The organism is Mycobacterium sp. PS03-16 (genome assembly GCF_004570325.1).
GTDB lineage: Bacteria > Actinomycetota > Actinomycetes > Mycobacteriales > Mycobacteriaceae > Mycobacterium.
On sequence record NZ_SPQO01000002.1, the window covers coordinates 250,054 to 265,927 of the forward strand.

A 15,874-nucleotide genomic window follows, 5' to 3' on the forward strand; every position below is an offset into this window, starting at 1 on the left:
CCTAGTCGGCGGAGCGGCGTGGCCGGTCGCCGGTGTCGTCGTCGGTGAGGAAGTGTTCCTCGGGGTCGGGGCCGGGGTCGGCGAGCCCCGGATCCGGGACCGCCGCGGTGCGGGGTGCGGCCGGCCCGGGCGTCGGTTCCGGGTCGGGATCCGGCACGAGTTCCGGCTCCGGGGGCGTGTCGACGATCGGCCCGGTCGCCGCGTCCGTATCCGTGATCGGGCCGGTGTCATCGTCCGGCCCTGAGTTCGGGTCCGGGTCGGATTCTGGTTCGGGGTCGGCGACGCGGACCCGGCGGGGCCGGCGGGTGATGCCGCCCGTCATCGCGACGGTGAGCCCGCCGATCGCGGTGAACCACAGGAACACCGCGGGCCCGAACGTGGTCTGGTCGACGCCGACGTCGCCGAAGTTGCCCAGCCGCCCACCGCCGGCGTAGCCGAGCAGCGCCATGGTGACCGCCGCCAGCCCCGCCGCGGTCAGCAGCTTGGCGGCCGCCACCGGGAGCGGCGCCGGCCGGCGCGCGACCTGCTGCCCGACCGCGACCGCCGACGCGGCGCCCACGATGAGCAGCGCCACCCACACCGGGCCCAGCGGCGGCGTCGGGACGGCGGCCAGGACGGGCACCGCGGGCACGTCGCCGCCGAGCACCGTGAACGAACTGAACGTCGCGAGCCCGATGTGCGAGCTCGATCCCACGGCGACCGCCGCAGCCCCGACCACCACGTTGGGGAGGTAGAGCAGCGACAGCACCGTGAGGCTGAACTGGCCGAACACCGAGTCGGTGATCGCGAACAGCTCGTGCATGGTCGACCAGTGCACGATCAACGACACGGCCGTCACCAGCCCGCACAGCCCGGCCAGCGCGAGCACACCGGCCGCGGCCGCCCGCACCGCCTCGGGCAGCCAGTTCGGCAGCGGCGAGGACGCCACCGTCCGCCGGCCGACCCGCGACGCCACACCGAGGAACGCGCCGATGGCGTGGACGGCGAGTACCCCGCCGAATGCCCGCAGCGCCGACGGGGTCTGCAGTTCGGTCAGCACCGACGCCGCATCGTGGATGACCGCCAGCGCGATCGCCGCGATCAGCAGCGGACCGCCCAGCGCCGACGCGACGACCCAGCGGGTGACGAACCACGATCCGTACGGTGACGTCGCCGCGGCGGTCGTGCGCGCGGTGCCCCACACCATCGCCAACACCGGCATCAGCGGCATGACGCCGAGCTCACGCCCGCCGATCGACACCGGTACCTGGTGCACACCGAGCCACATGCTGGCGATCGCGCCGAACGCCCCCGTCATGTCGCTGTTCGCAATGAGCAGCTGCAGCAGCGTCACCGCCGCGATGACGACGAGCGCCACGACGGACGGCCCGAACGCGACCCGCAGCAGCTCACGCGCTTGGCGTGGGCCGACGGGCCGGGGGGTTCCTCCCCCGGCGGGGCGCTTGTCCACGTACGGGGCCGTTGGTCGCGCAGGCCGGCGTGCGCGCCGGTCACGCACGCGCGGTCAGCTTATGAGGAGGTCGGGCCGGACTGCTGCGACGACTGCGGCTGCTGCGGCGCCGTCGACTGCCCACTGCCGGACTGGGCCTGCTGCTGCGGCTGGCCGTACGTCGGGAAGCCGGTGGGAGGGGTCGGCGGACCGCTCTGCTGCCCACCACCGGAGAAACCGCCGGTCGACGGGCCGCTGCCACCGGGGTAGCCGCCGTACTGCGTGGGGTAGCCGGGCCGCTGCTGCGGGACCTGCTGGGGCGGGCCCTGGTGGCCACCGTGGTGCTGGGCCTGGTGCTGACCGCTGTGCGGCTGACCGTAGTACCCGCCGGGTGCGCCGTACTGGCCGTACTGCTGCTGCTGGTCGTACTTGGGTCGCGGGGTCGGCGGGGTCAGCACGCCGGTGTCGTAGAGCAGCGCGGCCACCGAGGTGCCGGCCTGCAGCAGCGACACCACGATCAGCACGTAGAGCGCCCAGCCGATCGACGCCTCCTCGGGCTTGTTGACCAGCTCGGCGATGATCAGCAGGAACGCCAGGACCGACAGCACCGCGGACACCGCGATGAAGCCCTTGTTCTTCACGAGCAGGCTGGCGCCGGCGAGCAGACCCGCGAGCAGCGCGGAGATGACCGCCAGCCCGATGCCCAGCGTGGAACCGCTGACGGTGCCGCCCTGACCGAAGATGTCACCGGCGTTGACCTCGAAGATCGGCCCGAAGTTGAGCAGGTAGACGAGCAGGCCCAGCACGGCGGCCGCCATCAGCAGGTAGCCGGGCAGCTTGCTCGGGCCGTCGGCCGTGGGGGTCTCGGCCAGCTTGCCGAAATTCTGCGTGGGCGCCGAGAACTGGGTGGTCGGCTGATTGGCCGGTGGATATCCGGGGTTACCGGGCGAGTAGGTCATGACCTCTCCTGTGTTGATCGGGCGTCGGACGTGGGCAACACGTGCGCTGAACACGGACCACCTGAGCAATTCGATCTCCCACGCTAGCGCACGCCCCGTCACCCCCGGCGCACCACGGGGCTCCGGGCGACGCCGGAACGTGTGCTTGCCCTATCCACTAGAACACGTTCTAATTCGTGACATGGACTACGGGCTCGTACTGTTCACCAGCGACCGGGGCATCACACCGGCGAAAGCCGCGACGCTCGCCGACGATCACGGCTTCCGCACCTTCTACGTGCCCGAGCACACACACATCCCGATCAAGCGGGAGGCGGCCCACCCGACCACCGGCGACGAATCGCTGCCCGACGACCGCTACATGCGCACGCTGGACCCGTGGGTGTCGCTGGGCACGGCGTGCGCGGTGACGTCGCGCGTGCGGCTGTCGACGGCGGTGGCGCTGCCGGTCGAGCACGACCCGATCACGCTGGCGAAGTCGATCGCCACGCTGGACCACCTCTCGGGCGGGCGGGTCTCGCTCGGCGTCGGGTTCGGGTGGAACACCGACGAACTGGCCGACCACAAGGTTCCGCCCGGGCGGCGCCGCACGATGCTGCGCGAATACCTGGAGGCGATGCGGGCGCTGTGGACGCAGGAGGAGGCGTCCTACGAGGGCGAATTCGTGAACTTCGGGCCCAGCTGGGCGTGGCCCAAACCGGTGCAGTCCCACATCCCCGTGCTCGTCGGCGCGGCGGGCACCGAGAAGAACTTCAAGTGGATCGCCCGGTCGGCGGACGGCTGGATCACCACGCCGCGCGATTTCGACATCGACGCGCCGGTCAAGCTGCTGCAGGACACCTGGGCGGCGGCCGGCCGCGACGGCGCCCCGCAGATCGTCGCGCTGGACTTCAAGCCGGACCCGGACAAGCTGGCGCGCTGGCGCGACCTGGGCGTCACCGAGGTGCTGTTCGGGTTGCCGGACAAATCCGAGGCGGACGTCGCGGCGTATGTCGAGCGGCTGGCCGGCAAGCTCTCCGCCCTGGTCTGACCTTCTCTGCGCGAGCAGACACAAAAGGGCCCTGAATCGACTGTTTCAGGGCACTTTTGCGTCTGCTCGGCCGGAAATCTGAGCGGACTCAGGCCAGCGTCGCGTGGTTGGCCTTGTCGCCGGCGCGCACGACGATGCGCGCGCCGAGCGGGTCGCCGTCGCTCATCAGCGCGACGAGCTCCTCGTCCTCCGACGTCGCCATGAACCGCTCGCCGGCCGGCGTGCGGCCCACGATGATGCCGGTGCGCACCGGCCAGTCGTAGCGCACCGAGTAGGTCTCGATCGTGCCGATCCCGTCCGGCCTCTCGGTCACCGGCACGGTCGGCAGGGCGGCCACCTCCGCGTTGAGCGCCGCGCTGTTGTCGGCCCGCCACTCGACCGGCAGCGTCGAGTACACCCCGGTCGAGTACTTGCTGATGGTGCCGCCGTTGGCGCCGACGAAGCCGAACCGTCCCGGCCGGTCCCGCAGTTGCGCGACGGTCTCGGCGATGGCGTGCAGCGAGTAGCTGTTGCCCGGACCGCCGAAGTACGGCAACCCGCCGGTGACCGTCAGCCCGCGCGGGTCGTCGCCGTCGAGGCCGAGGGCCTCGCAGATGACGAAGACGGGGAACGGGAAGCAGCTGTAGAGGTCGAACGTCGCGATGTCGTCGGCGCCGATCTGCGCCACCCGCAGCGCTTCGCGCGCCGAGCGCACCGCCGCGGGGCTGGCGCTCAGGTCGACCCGGTCGAGCAGGGGCTGTTCGGTCAGGTCCGCGTGCCCGTGGACGTACACCCACTTCTCCTCGGGCACGCCGAGGCGGCGCGCCGCGGCCACACTCATCATGACCACCGCGGCGCCCTGGTTGACCTGGTCGCGCGCCACCAGCAGGCGCGGGTACGGATCGCAGATCATCCGGTTGTCGTCGGTGACCGTGACGATCTCATCGACGGAGCGTTCCACCGGTGACGACGAGAACGGGTTCTTCGCAGCCACTTTGGACATCGGCGCGAACAGCTCGGCCATCGTGCGGCGGTAGTCGGCCACGCTCATGCCCAGCCGGGCCCGCCGGGCGTTGTCGAGCAGGCCGTACTGGACGGCGGCGCCGGTCAACCCGTGATTGGCGGTGTACTCGGTGAAGTACTGGTGGATCTGGTGGCCGCGGTCCTCGAGCTGGCCGTCGACGTGTTCGGTGAAATCCGGCTTGTCGTCCCGGTCGGCGAAGTACCTATGGGTCGACCCCGGTTCGGATCCGATGATCATCGCGACGTCGATCTCGCCGGCGGCGATGCCGTTGCCCGCCTCGGTGACGAGCTTCTGCGGGCTCTGGCCGCCGACCGGTTCGAGCACCACCCGCGCCGGGTCCGCACCCACCCGGCGCATCACCGAACGCGGGTAGTTGTTGGACTTGCCCAGCGTCGCCGGCATGGGGCCGGAGATCTCGAACTGCCGCAGGCCGAACACCACGTCGACCGCCTCGGCGATCGTGTCGGCGGGGGCGCCGGTGTCATCGAGGGCCGCGCGGACCGCGGCGGTGGCGAGGTCGACCGCCGACATGCCCCGGTAGTCGGGGTCGTCGATGCGCTCGGTGAACTGTCCGACGCCGACGAGCACCGGCGTGCGCGGATCGACCGCCATGACAAACCTCCCGACAGGTGTTAATTCGCCAGGCTAATCGAACCGGCCCGCAACGCGAAACTGCGGCCAGATCGCGAACCCCGCCGGATTCGCGATCTGACCGCAGTCTCGGTGCAGTGCTCAGGCGTTCTGCAGGATCTCCCGGGCCAGCGCGGCGGTCTCGGACGGCGTCTTGCCGACCTTCACGCCTGCGGCCTCGAGGGCCTCCTTCTTCGCCGAGGCGGTGCCCGACGAGCCGGACACGATCGCGCCCGCGTGGCCCATGGTCTTGCCCTCCGGCGCGGTGAAGCCCGCGACGTAGCCGACGACCGGCTTGCTCACGTTGGCCTTGATGTAGTCGGCCGCGCGCTCCTCGGCGTCACCGCCGATCTCGCCGATCATCACGATGATCTTGGTCTCGGGATCCTTCTCGAACGCCTCGATGGCGTCGATGTGGGTGGTGCCGATGACCGGGTCACCGCCGATGCCGATGGCGGTCGAGAAGCCGAGATCGCGCAGCTCGTACATCATCTGGTAAGTCAGCGTGCCCGACTTCGACACCAGGCCGATCGGACCCTTGCCGGTGATGTTGTTCGGCGTGATGCCGACCAGCGACTCACCGGGGGTGATGATGCCGGGGCAGTTCGGCCCGATGATCCGGGTCTTTTCGCCCTTCTCGACGTTATAGGCCCACGCGTAGGCGGTGTCCTGCACCGGGATGCCCTCGGTGATGACGACCAGCAGCGGGATCTCGGCGTCGATGGCCTCGATGATCGCGTCCTTGGCGAACTTCGGCGGCACGAAGGCGATCGACACGTCGGCGCCGGTCTCCTTCATCGCCTCGGCGACACTGCCGAACACCGGCAACTCGACCTCGTTGCCGTCTTTGTCCTCGTGCGTCACGGTCGTGCCGGCCTTACGGGCATTCACGCCGCCCACGATCTGGGTGCCGGCCTTGAGCATCAGCTTGGTGTGCTTGGTGCCCTCGCCGCCGGTGATGCCCTGGACGATGACCTTGGAGTCTTTGTTCAGAAAGATCGACATTCTTCGCGTCCCTTACTTCGCGGCCAGCTCGGCGGCCTTGTCGGCGCCTTCGTCCATGGTCTGGGCGAGCACCACCAGCGGGTGGTTGGCGTCGGCGAGGATCTTGCGGCCCTCGTCGACACGGTTGCCGTCGAGGCGCACGACGAGTGGCTTGTTGGCCTCCTCGCCGAGGATCTCGAGCGCCTTGACGATGCCGTTGGCGACCGCGTCGCACGCGGTGATGCCGCCGAACACGTTGACGAACACGCTCTTGACCTGCTGGTCGCCCAGGATCACGTCGAGCCCGTTGGCCATCACCTCGGCCGAGGCGCCGCCGCCGATGTCGAGGAAGTTGGCCGGCTTCACGCCGCCGTGCTTCTCACCGGCGTAGGCGACCACGTCGAGCGTCGACATGACCAGGCCCGCACCGTTGCCGATGATGCCGACCTGCCCGTCGAGCTTGACGTAGTTGAGGTCGTTCTCCTTGGCCTTGAGCTCCAGCGGATCGGTGGCGTCCTTGTCCTCGAACTCCGCGTGTCCTTCCTGACGGAAGTCCGCGTTGGCGTCCAGGGTGACCTTGCCGTCCAGCGCCAGGATCTGATCGTCGGGGGTACGCACCAGCGGGTTGACCTCGACCAGCGTGGCGTCCTCCTTGACGAAGACCTCCCACAGCTTGGCGATGGTCACCGCGGCGGCGTCGAGCACCTCGGCGGGCAGGTGGCCCTTCTCGGCGATCTCGCGGGCGAAGGCCTCGTCGACACCCTTGACCGCGTCGACGGGGACGCGGGCGAGGCGCTCGGGCTTGGTGGCCGCGACCTCTTCGATCTCCATACCGCCCTCGACCGAACACATCGCGAGGTAGGTGCGGTTCGCCCGGTCCAGCAGGAACGAGATGTAGTACTCCTCGGCGATGTCGCTCGCCTCGGACACCAGCAGCTTCTTGACGACGTGGCCCTTGATGTCGAGGCCCAGGATGTTCTGCGCGTGGGTGAACGCGTCGTCGGCGGTGGCCGCGTACTTCACGCCGCCGGCCTTACCGCGGCCGCCGGTCTTCACCTGCGCCTTGACCATCACCGGCTTGCCGATCTCCTCGGCGATCGCCTTGGCATCCTCGGCGGTGTCGGTCACCCGGCCAGGCGTGGTCGGGACGTTGTGCTTGGCGAACAGCTCTTTCGCCTGGTACTCGAAAAGGTCCATTGACTCACTGTCTGTCTGTTATCGATCCCCGGTCGCTGAGCCCCGGCCCGCGGGCCGTGACGGTCGCTCGCACCTGGCGCCCGATGGGCTCGCAGGAACTGTATCCACAACCCCGTCCGACCTCGGCACCGCCTGCCGGTCATGTGGTAGATCTCACCGCACCCCAAGCGTGATACAGCTCACAATATCGGCCGGAATACCCGCACGGGTTGCCACCAACATTGGGATTTGGTTAACGTGCCATCTGGTCTCGACAGGTCACGTTCTGATTACGACGAAGGACTCTTCAGGTTGGCAGCGCATCGTTCGTCCCGGTCCCCTCAGGGAGCGTCGACGAACGCACGCCCGCGGCAGACGCCCGTCGCACCGCCGGAGACCGCCGCGGAGATCACCGACATCATCCCGTTCAACGAATTCGGGGATCTCGGAGATCTGGCCGGCGACTTGGGTTTTCGTGACAACTCGACGTTCGACCGTGAGGCGCAGGTCATCGGTGCGCCGGAGCTCGACGACCTTCACGACACCGACGACCTGATCCCGCTGCGGCTGGCCGTCCCCGCGCAATTCCGCGCCGACGGTGACGCCACCCGCGGCGCGGGCACCCCGTCGGCCGCGTCGCGCGGCGCCCGCGCGTCGCGCGCGTACCGCGACAGCAACACCGATGTGAGCGACGGCACAGCCGCCACCGACATCATCAACATCGGCTCCCGCCGTGCCGCGCACCGCAAGGACGCCGAGGGGCCGATCAAGAGCAGGCTGGTCATCGCCGCCATGGCCGCGGGCGCCACCGCCGCCGGTGCGTACTCGATGACCCAGAACTCCGCCCCGGCCAACGCGGACACCGTGCTCGCTTCCGGCGAGACCGTGGTCGAGGGCGCGTCGATCACCGGTTCGGTCGACGGCATGCAGATCGTCTCGGTGGCCTCCACCACGAACTCCGCGGTGCACGCCGAGGAGATCACCAAGGCCGCCGCCTTCGCCCAGGAACGCGCCGAACGCGAGGCCCGCCAGCTGCGCCCGCTGTTCGTGATGCCCACCAAGGGTGTGTGGACGTCGGGCTTCGGTTACCGCTGGGGCGTGCTGCACGCCGGTATCGACATCGCCGGCCCGATCGGCACCCCGATCCTGGCCGCCTCCGACGGCGTCGTCATCGACGTCGGCCCGACCGCCGGCTACGGCGCCTGGGTCAAGCTGCGCCACGCCGACGGCACCGTCACGCTCTACGGCCACCTCAACACCTGGTCGGTCAGCGTCGGTGAGCGCGTCATGGCCGGTGACCAGATCGCCACGATGGGCAACCGCGGCAACTCGACCGGTCCGCATCTGCACTTCGAGGTCCTGCAAGACGGTGCGAACCGCATCGATCCCGCCGGATGGCTGGCCCAGCGTGGCATCAGCGTCGGCGGCTATGTTGGCTGAGTGAGCGCAGCCGACTCGACTGGTCACCCAGACGATCCCGCCACCACCGACGAACCCAGGACAGGCATCATCCGCCGGCACCCGACCGGTGAGCTTCCCGTCGCGTCCGACGAGCCCAAGACCGGCATCATCCGCCGCCATCCCACCGGCGGCCTGCCGACCGGCACCGAACCGCCGACCAGCTACATCGAGCCGCCCGCCGCGGACGGCCCCCAGACGTCGTACATCCCCCGGCCCCGGCCGGTCGAGATCCCGCCCACCGCGGCGGAGGCCGATCCGCGCACCGCGGTGGCCGCCGCGGCGCTGAGCATCCTGTCCGGCTGGAGCACCGGCGTCATCGCCACCGACCTGATCACCGGGTGGTGGAGCACCGACCGGCTGTTCTGCGTGGCGATCGGATTCCTCGCCGCGATCTCCGCGGCCGCGACCATCGGCGGGCTGATCGCGCTGCTGCTGCGCCGGCGCATGGGCCGGCTGCTGATCGTCGTCGGCTGCGTCATCGGGCTGCTCATCTTCGGCAGCCTGTTCCTCGCCGGGGCGAAGTTCCCGCCGATCGTCTACGCGATCCCCGTGCTGCCGCTGGCCGCCATCGCCACCACGCTGCTGCCGTCCACCGGGCGCTGGAGCCGCGAGGACTAGAGCTTCTGGATCGGCGCGTGGTTGTGCATCAGCTTGACCCGTCCCGAACTGCCGAAGTCGATCAGCGACATCGCCGACTCACCGACGCCGGAGACCTCCTCGACGCGGCCCAATCCGTACTTGTCGTGCGTGACGCGATCGCCCGGCTCCAGCACGACCAGCGCGCGTTTCCCGGCGCCCGGACGCATCGGTGACGGGCGCGGGGTGCCGAAGCGTCCGGCACCGCTCACCGGCGCGCTGAACGACGACGGCGCGGGGTCGGTGCGGCGCCAGTCGATGAGCTCCTGCGGGATCTCGCGCAGGAACCGCGACTCCGGGTTGAGCATCGGCTGACCCCACGACGAGCGCACCTTGGCCCGGCTGAGGTAGAGCCGCTGGCGCGCGCGGGTGATGCCGACGTAGGCCAGCCGGCGCTCCTCGGAGAGCTCGGTCGGGTCGCCGAGTGCCCGCATGTGCGGGAACATGCCGTCCTCCCAGCCGGTGACGAAGACGACCGGGAACTCCAGTCCCTTGGCGGTGTGCAGGGTCATCATCGTGACCACGCCGGCGCCGTGTTCGGGCAGTTCGTCGGCGTCGGCCACCAGCGACACCCGCTCGAGGAACTGGGCGAGCACACCGGTGTCGGGCACGTCCTCGTCGGCCGGTTCGTCGAGCTCCTCGGCCAGCGCGGCGGCGTTCGCCCGGTCGATGCTGAATTCGTGTGCGACGCTGACCAACTCGTTGAGGTTGTCGAGGCGGGCCAGGTCCTGCGGATCGCTGGAGGCCTCGAGCTCGGCGCGGTAGCCGGTGCGTTCCAGCACCGCCTCCACCAGATCACCCAGCTCGTCGTCGAGGCGGCCGCGCAGCTCGTCGAGCATCTGCACGAAACTCGCGATGCACTTCTCCGACCGGGTGTTGAGCATCGGCACCTTGCCCTCGGCGGCGGCCTGCAGGGCGTCGTTGAAACTCGCTCCGGTGTTCTCGGCGTACACCGCGACGCACGCCTCGGCGCGGTCCCCGATGCCGCGCCGCGGGGTGTTGAGGATGCGCCGCATGCTCACCGAATCGCCCGGGTTGTCCAGCACGCGCAGGTAGGCGACGATGTCGCGGATCTCCCGGCGCTCGTAGAACCGCACACCGCCGACGACCTTGTACGGGATGCCTGCGCGGATGAACACCTCCTCCAGCGCGCGGGAGCTGTTGTTGGTGCGATAGAACACCGCGACATCGTTATAGGAGATGCCGCCGCGGTCGGCCAGCGCGTCGATCTCCTGCGCGACGAAGCGGGCCTCGTCGTGCTCGTTGTCGGCGACGTAGCCGACGATCAGCTCACCCTGACCGGAGTCGGTCCACAGCCGCTTCTCCCGCCGGCCGGCGTTGCGCGCGATGACCGAGTTCGCGGCGTTGAGGATGGTCTGGGTGGAGCGGTAGTTCTGCTCCAACAGGATCGTGGTGGCGTCCGGGTAGTCGCGCTCGAAGTCCTCGATGTTGCGGATCGTCGCGCCGCGGAACGCGTAGATCGACTGGTCGGCGTCGCCCACCACGCACAGCTCGCCCGGCCCGACGCCGTCGTCCTCGGGCAGGTCGTGCCCGACCAGCTCGCGCACCAGCATGTACTGGGCGTGGTTGGTGTCCTGGTACTCGTCGACGAGGATGTGCCGGAACCGGCGGCGGTAGTACTGCGCGATCTGCGGGAAGCGCTGCAGCACCGCGACGGTCTCACCGATGAGGTCGTCGAAGTCGAGCGCGTTGGCCGCCCGGAGCCGGCGCTGGTACTCGGCGTAGACGTCGGCGATGATGCGGGCCAGATCGTCGGCGGCCTCAGAGGCCTCCGCGGCCGCCTGCTCGGGACCGATCAGCTCGTTCTTGAGGTTGGAGATGCCGTTGGCCAGCAGGCGGGGCGAGTACTTCTTGGTGTCGAGCCCCATGTCCTTGCCGATCATCATCAGCAGGCGCCGGGAATCGTCGGCGTCGTAGATCGAGAAGTTGGAGTTCAGCCCGGGCAGCAGCGAGGCCTGGTTGCGCAGGATGCGCACACAGGTGGAGTGGAACGTGGCCACCCACATGGAACGAGCCCGCGGCCCGACCAGCGCCACCACCCGCTCGCGCATCTCGGCGGCGGCCTTGTTGGTGAACGTGATCGCCAGGACCTGCCCGACGCCCACCTCGCGGGCCGCCAGCAGGTAGGCGATGCGGCGCGTGAGCACCGCGGTCTTGCCCGAGCCGGCGCCCGCGACGATCAGCAGCGGCGACCCCTCGTGCAGGACGGCCTGCCGCTGCTGCGGGTTGAGGCCCTCGAGAAGGCCGTCCGCCGAGTGGTCGGATGTGGATAACGCTTCGGTCACGTGCACGCTCATGTCTGACCCAACTTACCGCCGCCGGGTGACATCCTTTGCGTCGGCGCGGCGGCAGGTGGCACACTGACAACCGTGCTCGACACGCGGCGATTTTTCTACGGGTACCGGCCCGCGGTGCCCGTGGTCTAGCTGCTTCCCCCAGAGCCCCGCGGTCCGCTTTCCGGATCCGGGGCTCGACTCCTGTGTGAGGCCCGAAACCGGATGAGACCACAACCCCCACACGACGAGGAGTCCGAGGTGAGTATCGAAGCCGACCGAAGCGTTGACGACATCGACGACCTGCGCAAGGAGATCGACGAGCTCGACGCCGCCATCCTCGCGGCCGTGCAGCGTCGTACCGAGGTGTCCCGTCTGATCGGCAAGGCCCGCATGGCCTCCGGCGGCACCCGTCTGGTGCACAGCCGCGAGATGAAGGTCATCGAGCGCTACAGCCAGCTCGGCCCGGAGGGCAAGGATCTGGCGATGCTGCTGCTGCGCCTGGGCCGCGGCCGCCTCGGTCACTGACTCGTCTCAGCGATTTCGGTGTGCTCGGTCGCGTTCAGCGCGACCGGCCACGCCGAAATCACTTGATGAGCGCGTCGGCCAGCCACGGCGTCAGCCACTCGACGGCCTCCGGCGTGGGATGCACCCCGTCGCTGCGCATCTGGATGCCGTCGATGCGGTTGGTGTAGACGCCGCGCGGCGCGAGCTTGTCGTTGAGGTCGAGCACCGTGACGTTGGGCCGCTTCTCGGCGGCCGCGCGCAGGATCTCGTTCCACTCGTCCGCCCGGTCGGGGTCGTCCTCGGGGTACAGGCTGCCGTCGGCCTGTTCGGCGCGCCGGTTGTAGGGCGCGGTGGTGACGACGACGCGCGCGCCGGTGGAGCCGAGGATCGTGAGCGCGCGGTCGAGTTCCCCGCGCAGGTAGGCGTCGTAGCCGTCCTCACCGACATGGGTCCAGTGGCCCTCGTTGACCCGGTCGACGAGCTCCCAGCGGCCGATCATCAGCAGCACCACGTCCGGCCGGTCGTGGTTGATGCGCTGCGCCCAGCGGCTCGGCCAGGTGTCGCACTCGGGTTTCTGGGTGAGCGTCTGGCCGGTGGTGCGGTACGGCCCGCCACGGGCGATGCCGCAGCCGATCGTCGTGTAGTTGCTGAAGTGCAGACCCGGCGTCTCGGGCAGGTAGCGCATCAGCGTCCAGGCGATCGAATCCCCGAACACCGCGACGGTCCGGGTGCCCGGCGGCAGCTGCGCCTCTCTCGAGCCGATGGCCGACGGGATCTCGGGTAGCACCTGGGCGGCCGTCGCGATGTCGAGCGGTCCTCCGGGCTCGGTGTCCTCGGCCGGCGTGAAGCCGACGGGCACCACGCTCATCGTCACGACGGCGGCGGTCGCGGCCGTCGCGACCGCGAGCGGGAGTTGCGGCACCGACACCGGTCGCCAGCGCCGGACCGGCCGCTCGATCAGCCAGTACGACACCACCGCGGCCGCCAGCGTCGCCGCGCAGCGGGCGGCGAACAGGGCCCACCCCGACCAGCCGGTGCGCTCACCGTTGAGGACCAGGAAGATCGGCCAGTGCCACAGGTACACGCCGTAGGAGATGGCGCCCAGCCACACCAGCGGCGGCAGTGCCAGCACCCGCGCCATCGGCCCGCGCTGGTCGAGCGCCACGGTCGCGACGACCAGCACCGCCGCCGCCGCGGCCGCGGTGAACAGCCCGGCACGGTACTCGCCCGGGTTGCCGGTGGCGTGATGGGCCAGCAGGGCCAGCCCGGCCACCCCGGCCACCGACAGCAGCCGCGCCGGCCAGCGCACCCAGCGGGACCGGATCGGGGTGCCCAGCGTGACCGTCGACCAGTCGGAGACCAGCAGGGCGGCCGCGGCCGCGCCGATCAGCAGCGCCTGCACCCGGGTGTCGGTGCCGAAGTACACGCGGTTGGCGGTGGCGTCGCTGGTCAGCAGCACCGCCGCGGCGGCCGATCCCGCGGCGCCGACGGCGGCCAGCCCGAACACGACCCAGCGCACCGTGCGCAGCGTCGGCGCCGAACGCCGCAGCGCCAGCACGCCCACGACCGCGATCAGCAGCAGCGGCCACACCAGATAGAACTGCTCCTCCACGCCCAGCGACCACATGTGCTGCAGCGGTGAGGGTGGGGCGCCCTGGGAGAAGTAGTCGGTGTCCTGGGCGACGAACGCCCAGTTGGCGACCCAGAAGAACGCGGCGACCGCATCGTCGCGCAGTGCGGCGACCGACTCGGGCGGAAAGAACTCGCGTGCCGCGATCACCGCGATCACCGTCGCCAGCAGGGCGGGCAGCAGCCGGCGGGCCCGCCGGATCCAGAACCCGCGCAACCCGATCCGGCCGGTGCGGCCCAGCTCGTCGAGCAGCAGCGAGGTGATCAGAAATCCGCTCAGCACGAAGAACACGTCGACGCCGAGGAAGCCGCCGGACACGCCGGGGATGCCGCCGTGGTCGGCGAGCACCAGTGCGACGGCGACGGCACGGATGCCGTCGAGTGCGGGGATGTCGCGCCGGACTCCGGTCCCGCGCCGCCCCTTCGCCGCCACGGGAGCCACCCACCGACGACGTGCGGCAACGCGGACCGGCGCCGCAGTCACGGCTGTCACGTCTCCGGCGCCTCCCATATCGGTTCCGAGCATGGGAGTTTATGGGCGGCGCGGCGCCCGATAGGTAAGGCGCACCGGCGCGTTGGCGAGCAGTCGCAAAAGTGCCCGAAATCAGGCTGTGTCGGGCACTTTCGCGGGGGGCACCGCCCGCTTGCGGGGGCCTGCTCGCGCCGGCGAATTACTTCGTCAAGGCAATGTATTTCGTGTCGAGGTACTCCTCGATGCCCTCGATGCCGCCCTCGCGGCCGAAGCCGGACTCCTTGATGCCGCCGAACGGGGCGGCCGCATCGGAGATCACCCCGCGGTTCACGCCCACCATGCCGGACTCGATCGCCTCGGCCACCCGCAGCGCCCGGTCCAGCGACTGGGTGTACACGTAGGCGGCCAGGCCGTATTCGGTGTCGTTGGCCGCGGCGATGCCGTCGGCCTCGGTGTCGAAGCCGGTGATCGGCGCGACGGGCCCGAACACCTCCTCCTTGAGAATCCGCGCGTCGTCGGGGACGTCGGCCAGCACGGTGGCCGGGTAGAAGTTGCCCGGCCCGCCCGGGGCGACGCCGCCGACCGCGACGGTGGCGCCGCGCGACACCGCGTCGGACACCAGTTCGGTGACCTTCTCCAGCTGCTTGGAGTTGATCAGCGGCCCCAGCTTCGACGATTCGTCGAGACCCTTGCCGAGCGTGTACTCGCTCATCCGCTTCACCAGCTTCTCGGTGAACTCCTCACGCACGGCATTGGCGACGTGGAAGCGGTTGGCCGCCGTGCACGCCTCACCGCCGTTGCGCATCTTGGCCAGCAGCGCGCCCTCGACGGCGGCGTCGACGTCGGCGTCGTCGAACACGATGAACGGCGCGTTGCCGCCCAACTCCATCGACGTGCGCAGCAGCTTGTCGGCCGACTGCTTGACCAGCGCCTTGCCCACCCCGGTCGACCCGGTGAAGGTCAGCTTGCGCAGCCGGCCGTCGTCGATGAGCGCCTCGGTGACCGGGCCGGGGCTGCTGGTCGGCAGCACCGAGAGCACACCCTTGGGCAGGCCCGCCTCGTCGCACAGCTTGGCGAGGTAGAGCATCGTCAGCGGCGTCTCCTGCGCGGGTTTGACGATCATCGTGCAGCCCGCCGCGAACGCCGGCCCCATCTTGCGGGTGCCCATGGCCAGCGGGAAGTTCCACGGCGTGATCGCGTAGCAGGGGCCGACGGGCTGTTTGGTGACGATGATGCGGCCGGTGCCTGCCGGGCTCGGCGTGTAGCGACCGCCGATGCGCACGGCTTCCTCGGCGAACCAGCGGAAGAACTCGGCGCCGTAGGTCACCTCCCCCTTGCTCTCGGCGACCACCTTGCCCATCTCGAGGGTCATCAGCGCGGCGATGTCGTCGGCCCGGGCGGTGATCGTCTCGAACACCGACCGCAGGATCTCGCCGCGCTTGCGGGCCGGGGTGGCGGCCCATTCGGCCTGCACCGCGCAGGCGGCGTCGAGCGCGGCGATCGCGTCCTCGGCCGTCGCGTCGGCGACCGAGACGAGCACCTGATCGTCGCTGGGGTCGAGCACGTCGAACGTCGACGAACCCTGCCGTTCCTCACCGCCGATCCACAACCCGGTGGGAACTGACTTCAACAGCGCGCTGGTGTCCATACATCCATCATTTACA

Annotated in this window: 12 protein-coding genes; 4 read left to right on the forward strand and 8 right to left on the reverse strand. The window is 70.1% G+C overall.

The features are described from left to right. Position 1: 1 nt before the first annotated feature. Both E4P42_RS02745 and E4P42_RS02750 read right to left on the reverse strand, forming a co-directional pair. Positions 2-1,450, reverse strand: a complete 1,449-nt coding sequence (locus E4P42_RS02745; protein WP_135122807.1) for a DUF6350 family protein — start codon at positions 1,448-1,450, stop codon at positions 2-4. Positions 1,451-1,509: 59 nt separating this feature from the next. Further along, on the reverse strand, positions 1,510-2,388 hold the full coding sequence (locus tag E4P42_RS02750; protein WP_135122808.1) for a DUF5336 domain-containing protein: 879 nt from the start codon (positions 2,386-2,388) through the stop codon (positions 1,510-1,512). A gap of 181 nt (positions 2,389-2,569) precedes the next feature. Here E4P42_RS02750 and E4P42_RS02755 point away from each other — a divergent pair, with 181 nt between their 5' ends. After that, positions 2,570-3,418, forward strand: coding sequence for an LLM class F420-dependent oxidoreductase (locus E4P42_RS02755; RefSeq protein WP_135122809.1), 849 nt, complete (start codon positions 2,570-2,572; stop codon positions 3,416-3,418). Positions 3,419-3,506: 88 nt separating this feature from the next. On the opposite strand, the gene E4P42_RS02760 is transcribed toward E4P42_RS02755, so the two are convergent. From E4P42_RS02760 to sucC, 3 genes are all read right to left on the reverse strand, one after another. After that, a complete protein-coding gene (locus E4P42_RS02760; protein WP_135122810.1) occupies positions 3,507-5,033 on the reverse strand; it encodes an acetyl-CoA acetyltransferase in 1,527 nt (508 codons plus the stop codon). Positions 5,034-5,153: 120 nt separating this feature from the next. Next, positions 5,154-6,056 (reverse strand): succinate--CoA ligase subunit alpha, encoded by a 903-nt coding sequence (gene sucD, locus E4P42_RS02765; protein ID WP_135122811.1) that lies wholly within the window; start codon positions 6,054-6,056, stop codon positions 5,154-5,156. A 12-nt stretch (positions 6,057-6,068) separates the two neighbouring features. Next, on the reverse strand, positions 6,069-7,232 hold the full coding sequence (gene sucC / locus E4P42_RS02770; protein ID WP_135122812.1) for an ADP-forming succinate--CoA ligase subunit beta: 1,164 nt from the start codon (positions 7,230-7,232) through the stop codon (positions 6,069-6,071). A 291-nt stretch (positions 7,233-7,523) separates the two neighbouring features. Here sucC and E4P42_RS02775 point away from each other — a divergent pair, with 291 nt between their 5' ends. Both E4P42_RS02775 and E4P42_RS02780 read left to right on the forward strand, forming a co-directional pair. Then, positions 7,524-8,651, forward strand: a complete 1,128-nt coding sequence (locus tag E4P42_RS02775; RefSeq protein ID WP_135122813.1) for a M23 family metallopeptidase — start codon at positions 7,524-7,526, stop codon at positions 8,649-8,651. Continuing rightward, on the forward strand, positions 8,652-9,290 hold the full coding sequence (locus tag E4P42_RS02780) for a hypothetical protein (protein WP_135122814.1): 639 nt from the start codon (positions 8,652-8,654) through the stop codon (positions 9,288-9,290). Here E4P42_RS02780 and pcrA read toward each other — a convergent pair. Further along, entirely contained in the window at positions 9,287-11,626 is a 2,340-nt protein-coding gene (gene pcrA / locus E4P42_RS02785) for a DNA helicase PcrA (RefSeq protein WP_135122815.1), read from the reverse strand. The genes E4P42_RS02780 and pcrA overlap by 4 nt on opposite strands. Before the next feature lie 201 nt (positions 11,627-11,827). Here pcrA and E4P42_RS02790 point away from each other — a divergent pair, with 201 nt between their 5' ends. Then, positions 11,828-12,130, forward strand: a complete 303-nt coding sequence (locus E4P42_RS02790; RefSeq protein ID WP_135122816.1) for a chorismate mutase — start codon at positions 11,828-11,830, stop codon at positions 12,128-12,130. Between the two features lie 58 nt (positions 12,131-12,188). Here E4P42_RS02790 and E4P42_RS02795 read toward each other — a convergent pair whose 3' ends face one another. Together E4P42_RS02795 and E4P42_RS02800 are read right to left on the reverse strand one after the other, a co-directional pair. Continuing rightward, positions 12,189-14,249 (reverse strand): acyltransferase family protein, encoded by a 2,061-nt coding sequence (locus E4P42_RS02795; protein WP_209305677.1) that lies wholly within the window; start codon positions 14,247-14,249, stop codon positions 12,189-12,191. Positions 14,250-14,409: 160 nt separating this feature from the next. Then, a complete protein-coding gene (locus E4P42_RS02800) occupies positions 14,410-15,858 on the reverse strand; it encodes an NAD-dependent succinate-semialdehyde dehydrogenase (protein ID WP_135122818.1) in 1,449 nt (482 codons plus the stop codon). Positions 15,859-15,874: the final 16 nt, after the last annotated feature.

Coding starts and splice junctions, on each gene's coding strand:
- E4P42_RS02800 (WP_135122818.1), bottom strand. CDS start 15,858: ATGGACACCAGCGCGCTGTTGAAGTCAGTTCCCACCGGGTTGTGGATC.
- E4P42_RS02795 (WP_209305677.1), bottom strand. CDS start 14,249: ATGGGAGGCGCCGGAGACGTGACAGCCGTGACTGCGGCGCCGGTCCGC.
- sucC (WP_135122812.1), bottom strand. CDS start 7,232: ATGGACCTTTTCGAGTACCAGGCGAAAGAGCTGTTCGCCAAGCACAAC.
- E4P42_RS02750 (WP_135122808.1), bottom strand. CDS start 2,388: ATGACCTACTCGCCCGGTAACCCCGGATATCCACCGGCCAATCAGCCG.
- pcrA (WP_135122815.1), bottom strand. CDS start 11,626: ATGAGCGTGCACGTGACCGAAGCGTTATCCACATCCGACCACTCGGCG.
- E4P42_RS02790 (WP_135122816.1), top strand. CDS start 11,828: ATGAGACCACAACCCCCACACGACGAGGAGTCCGAGGTGAGTATCGAA.
- E4P42_RS02760 (WP_135122810.1), bottom strand. CDS start 5,033: ATGGCGGTCGATCCGCGCACGCCGGTGCTCGTCGGCGTCGGACAGTTC.
- E4P42_RS02755 (WP_135122809.1), top strand. CDS start 2,570: ATGGACTACGGGCTCGTACTGTTCACCAGCGACCGGGGCATCACACCG.
- sucD (WP_135122811.1), bottom strand. CDS start 6,056: ATGTCGATCTTTCTGAACAAAGACTCCAAGGTCATCGTCCAGGGCATC.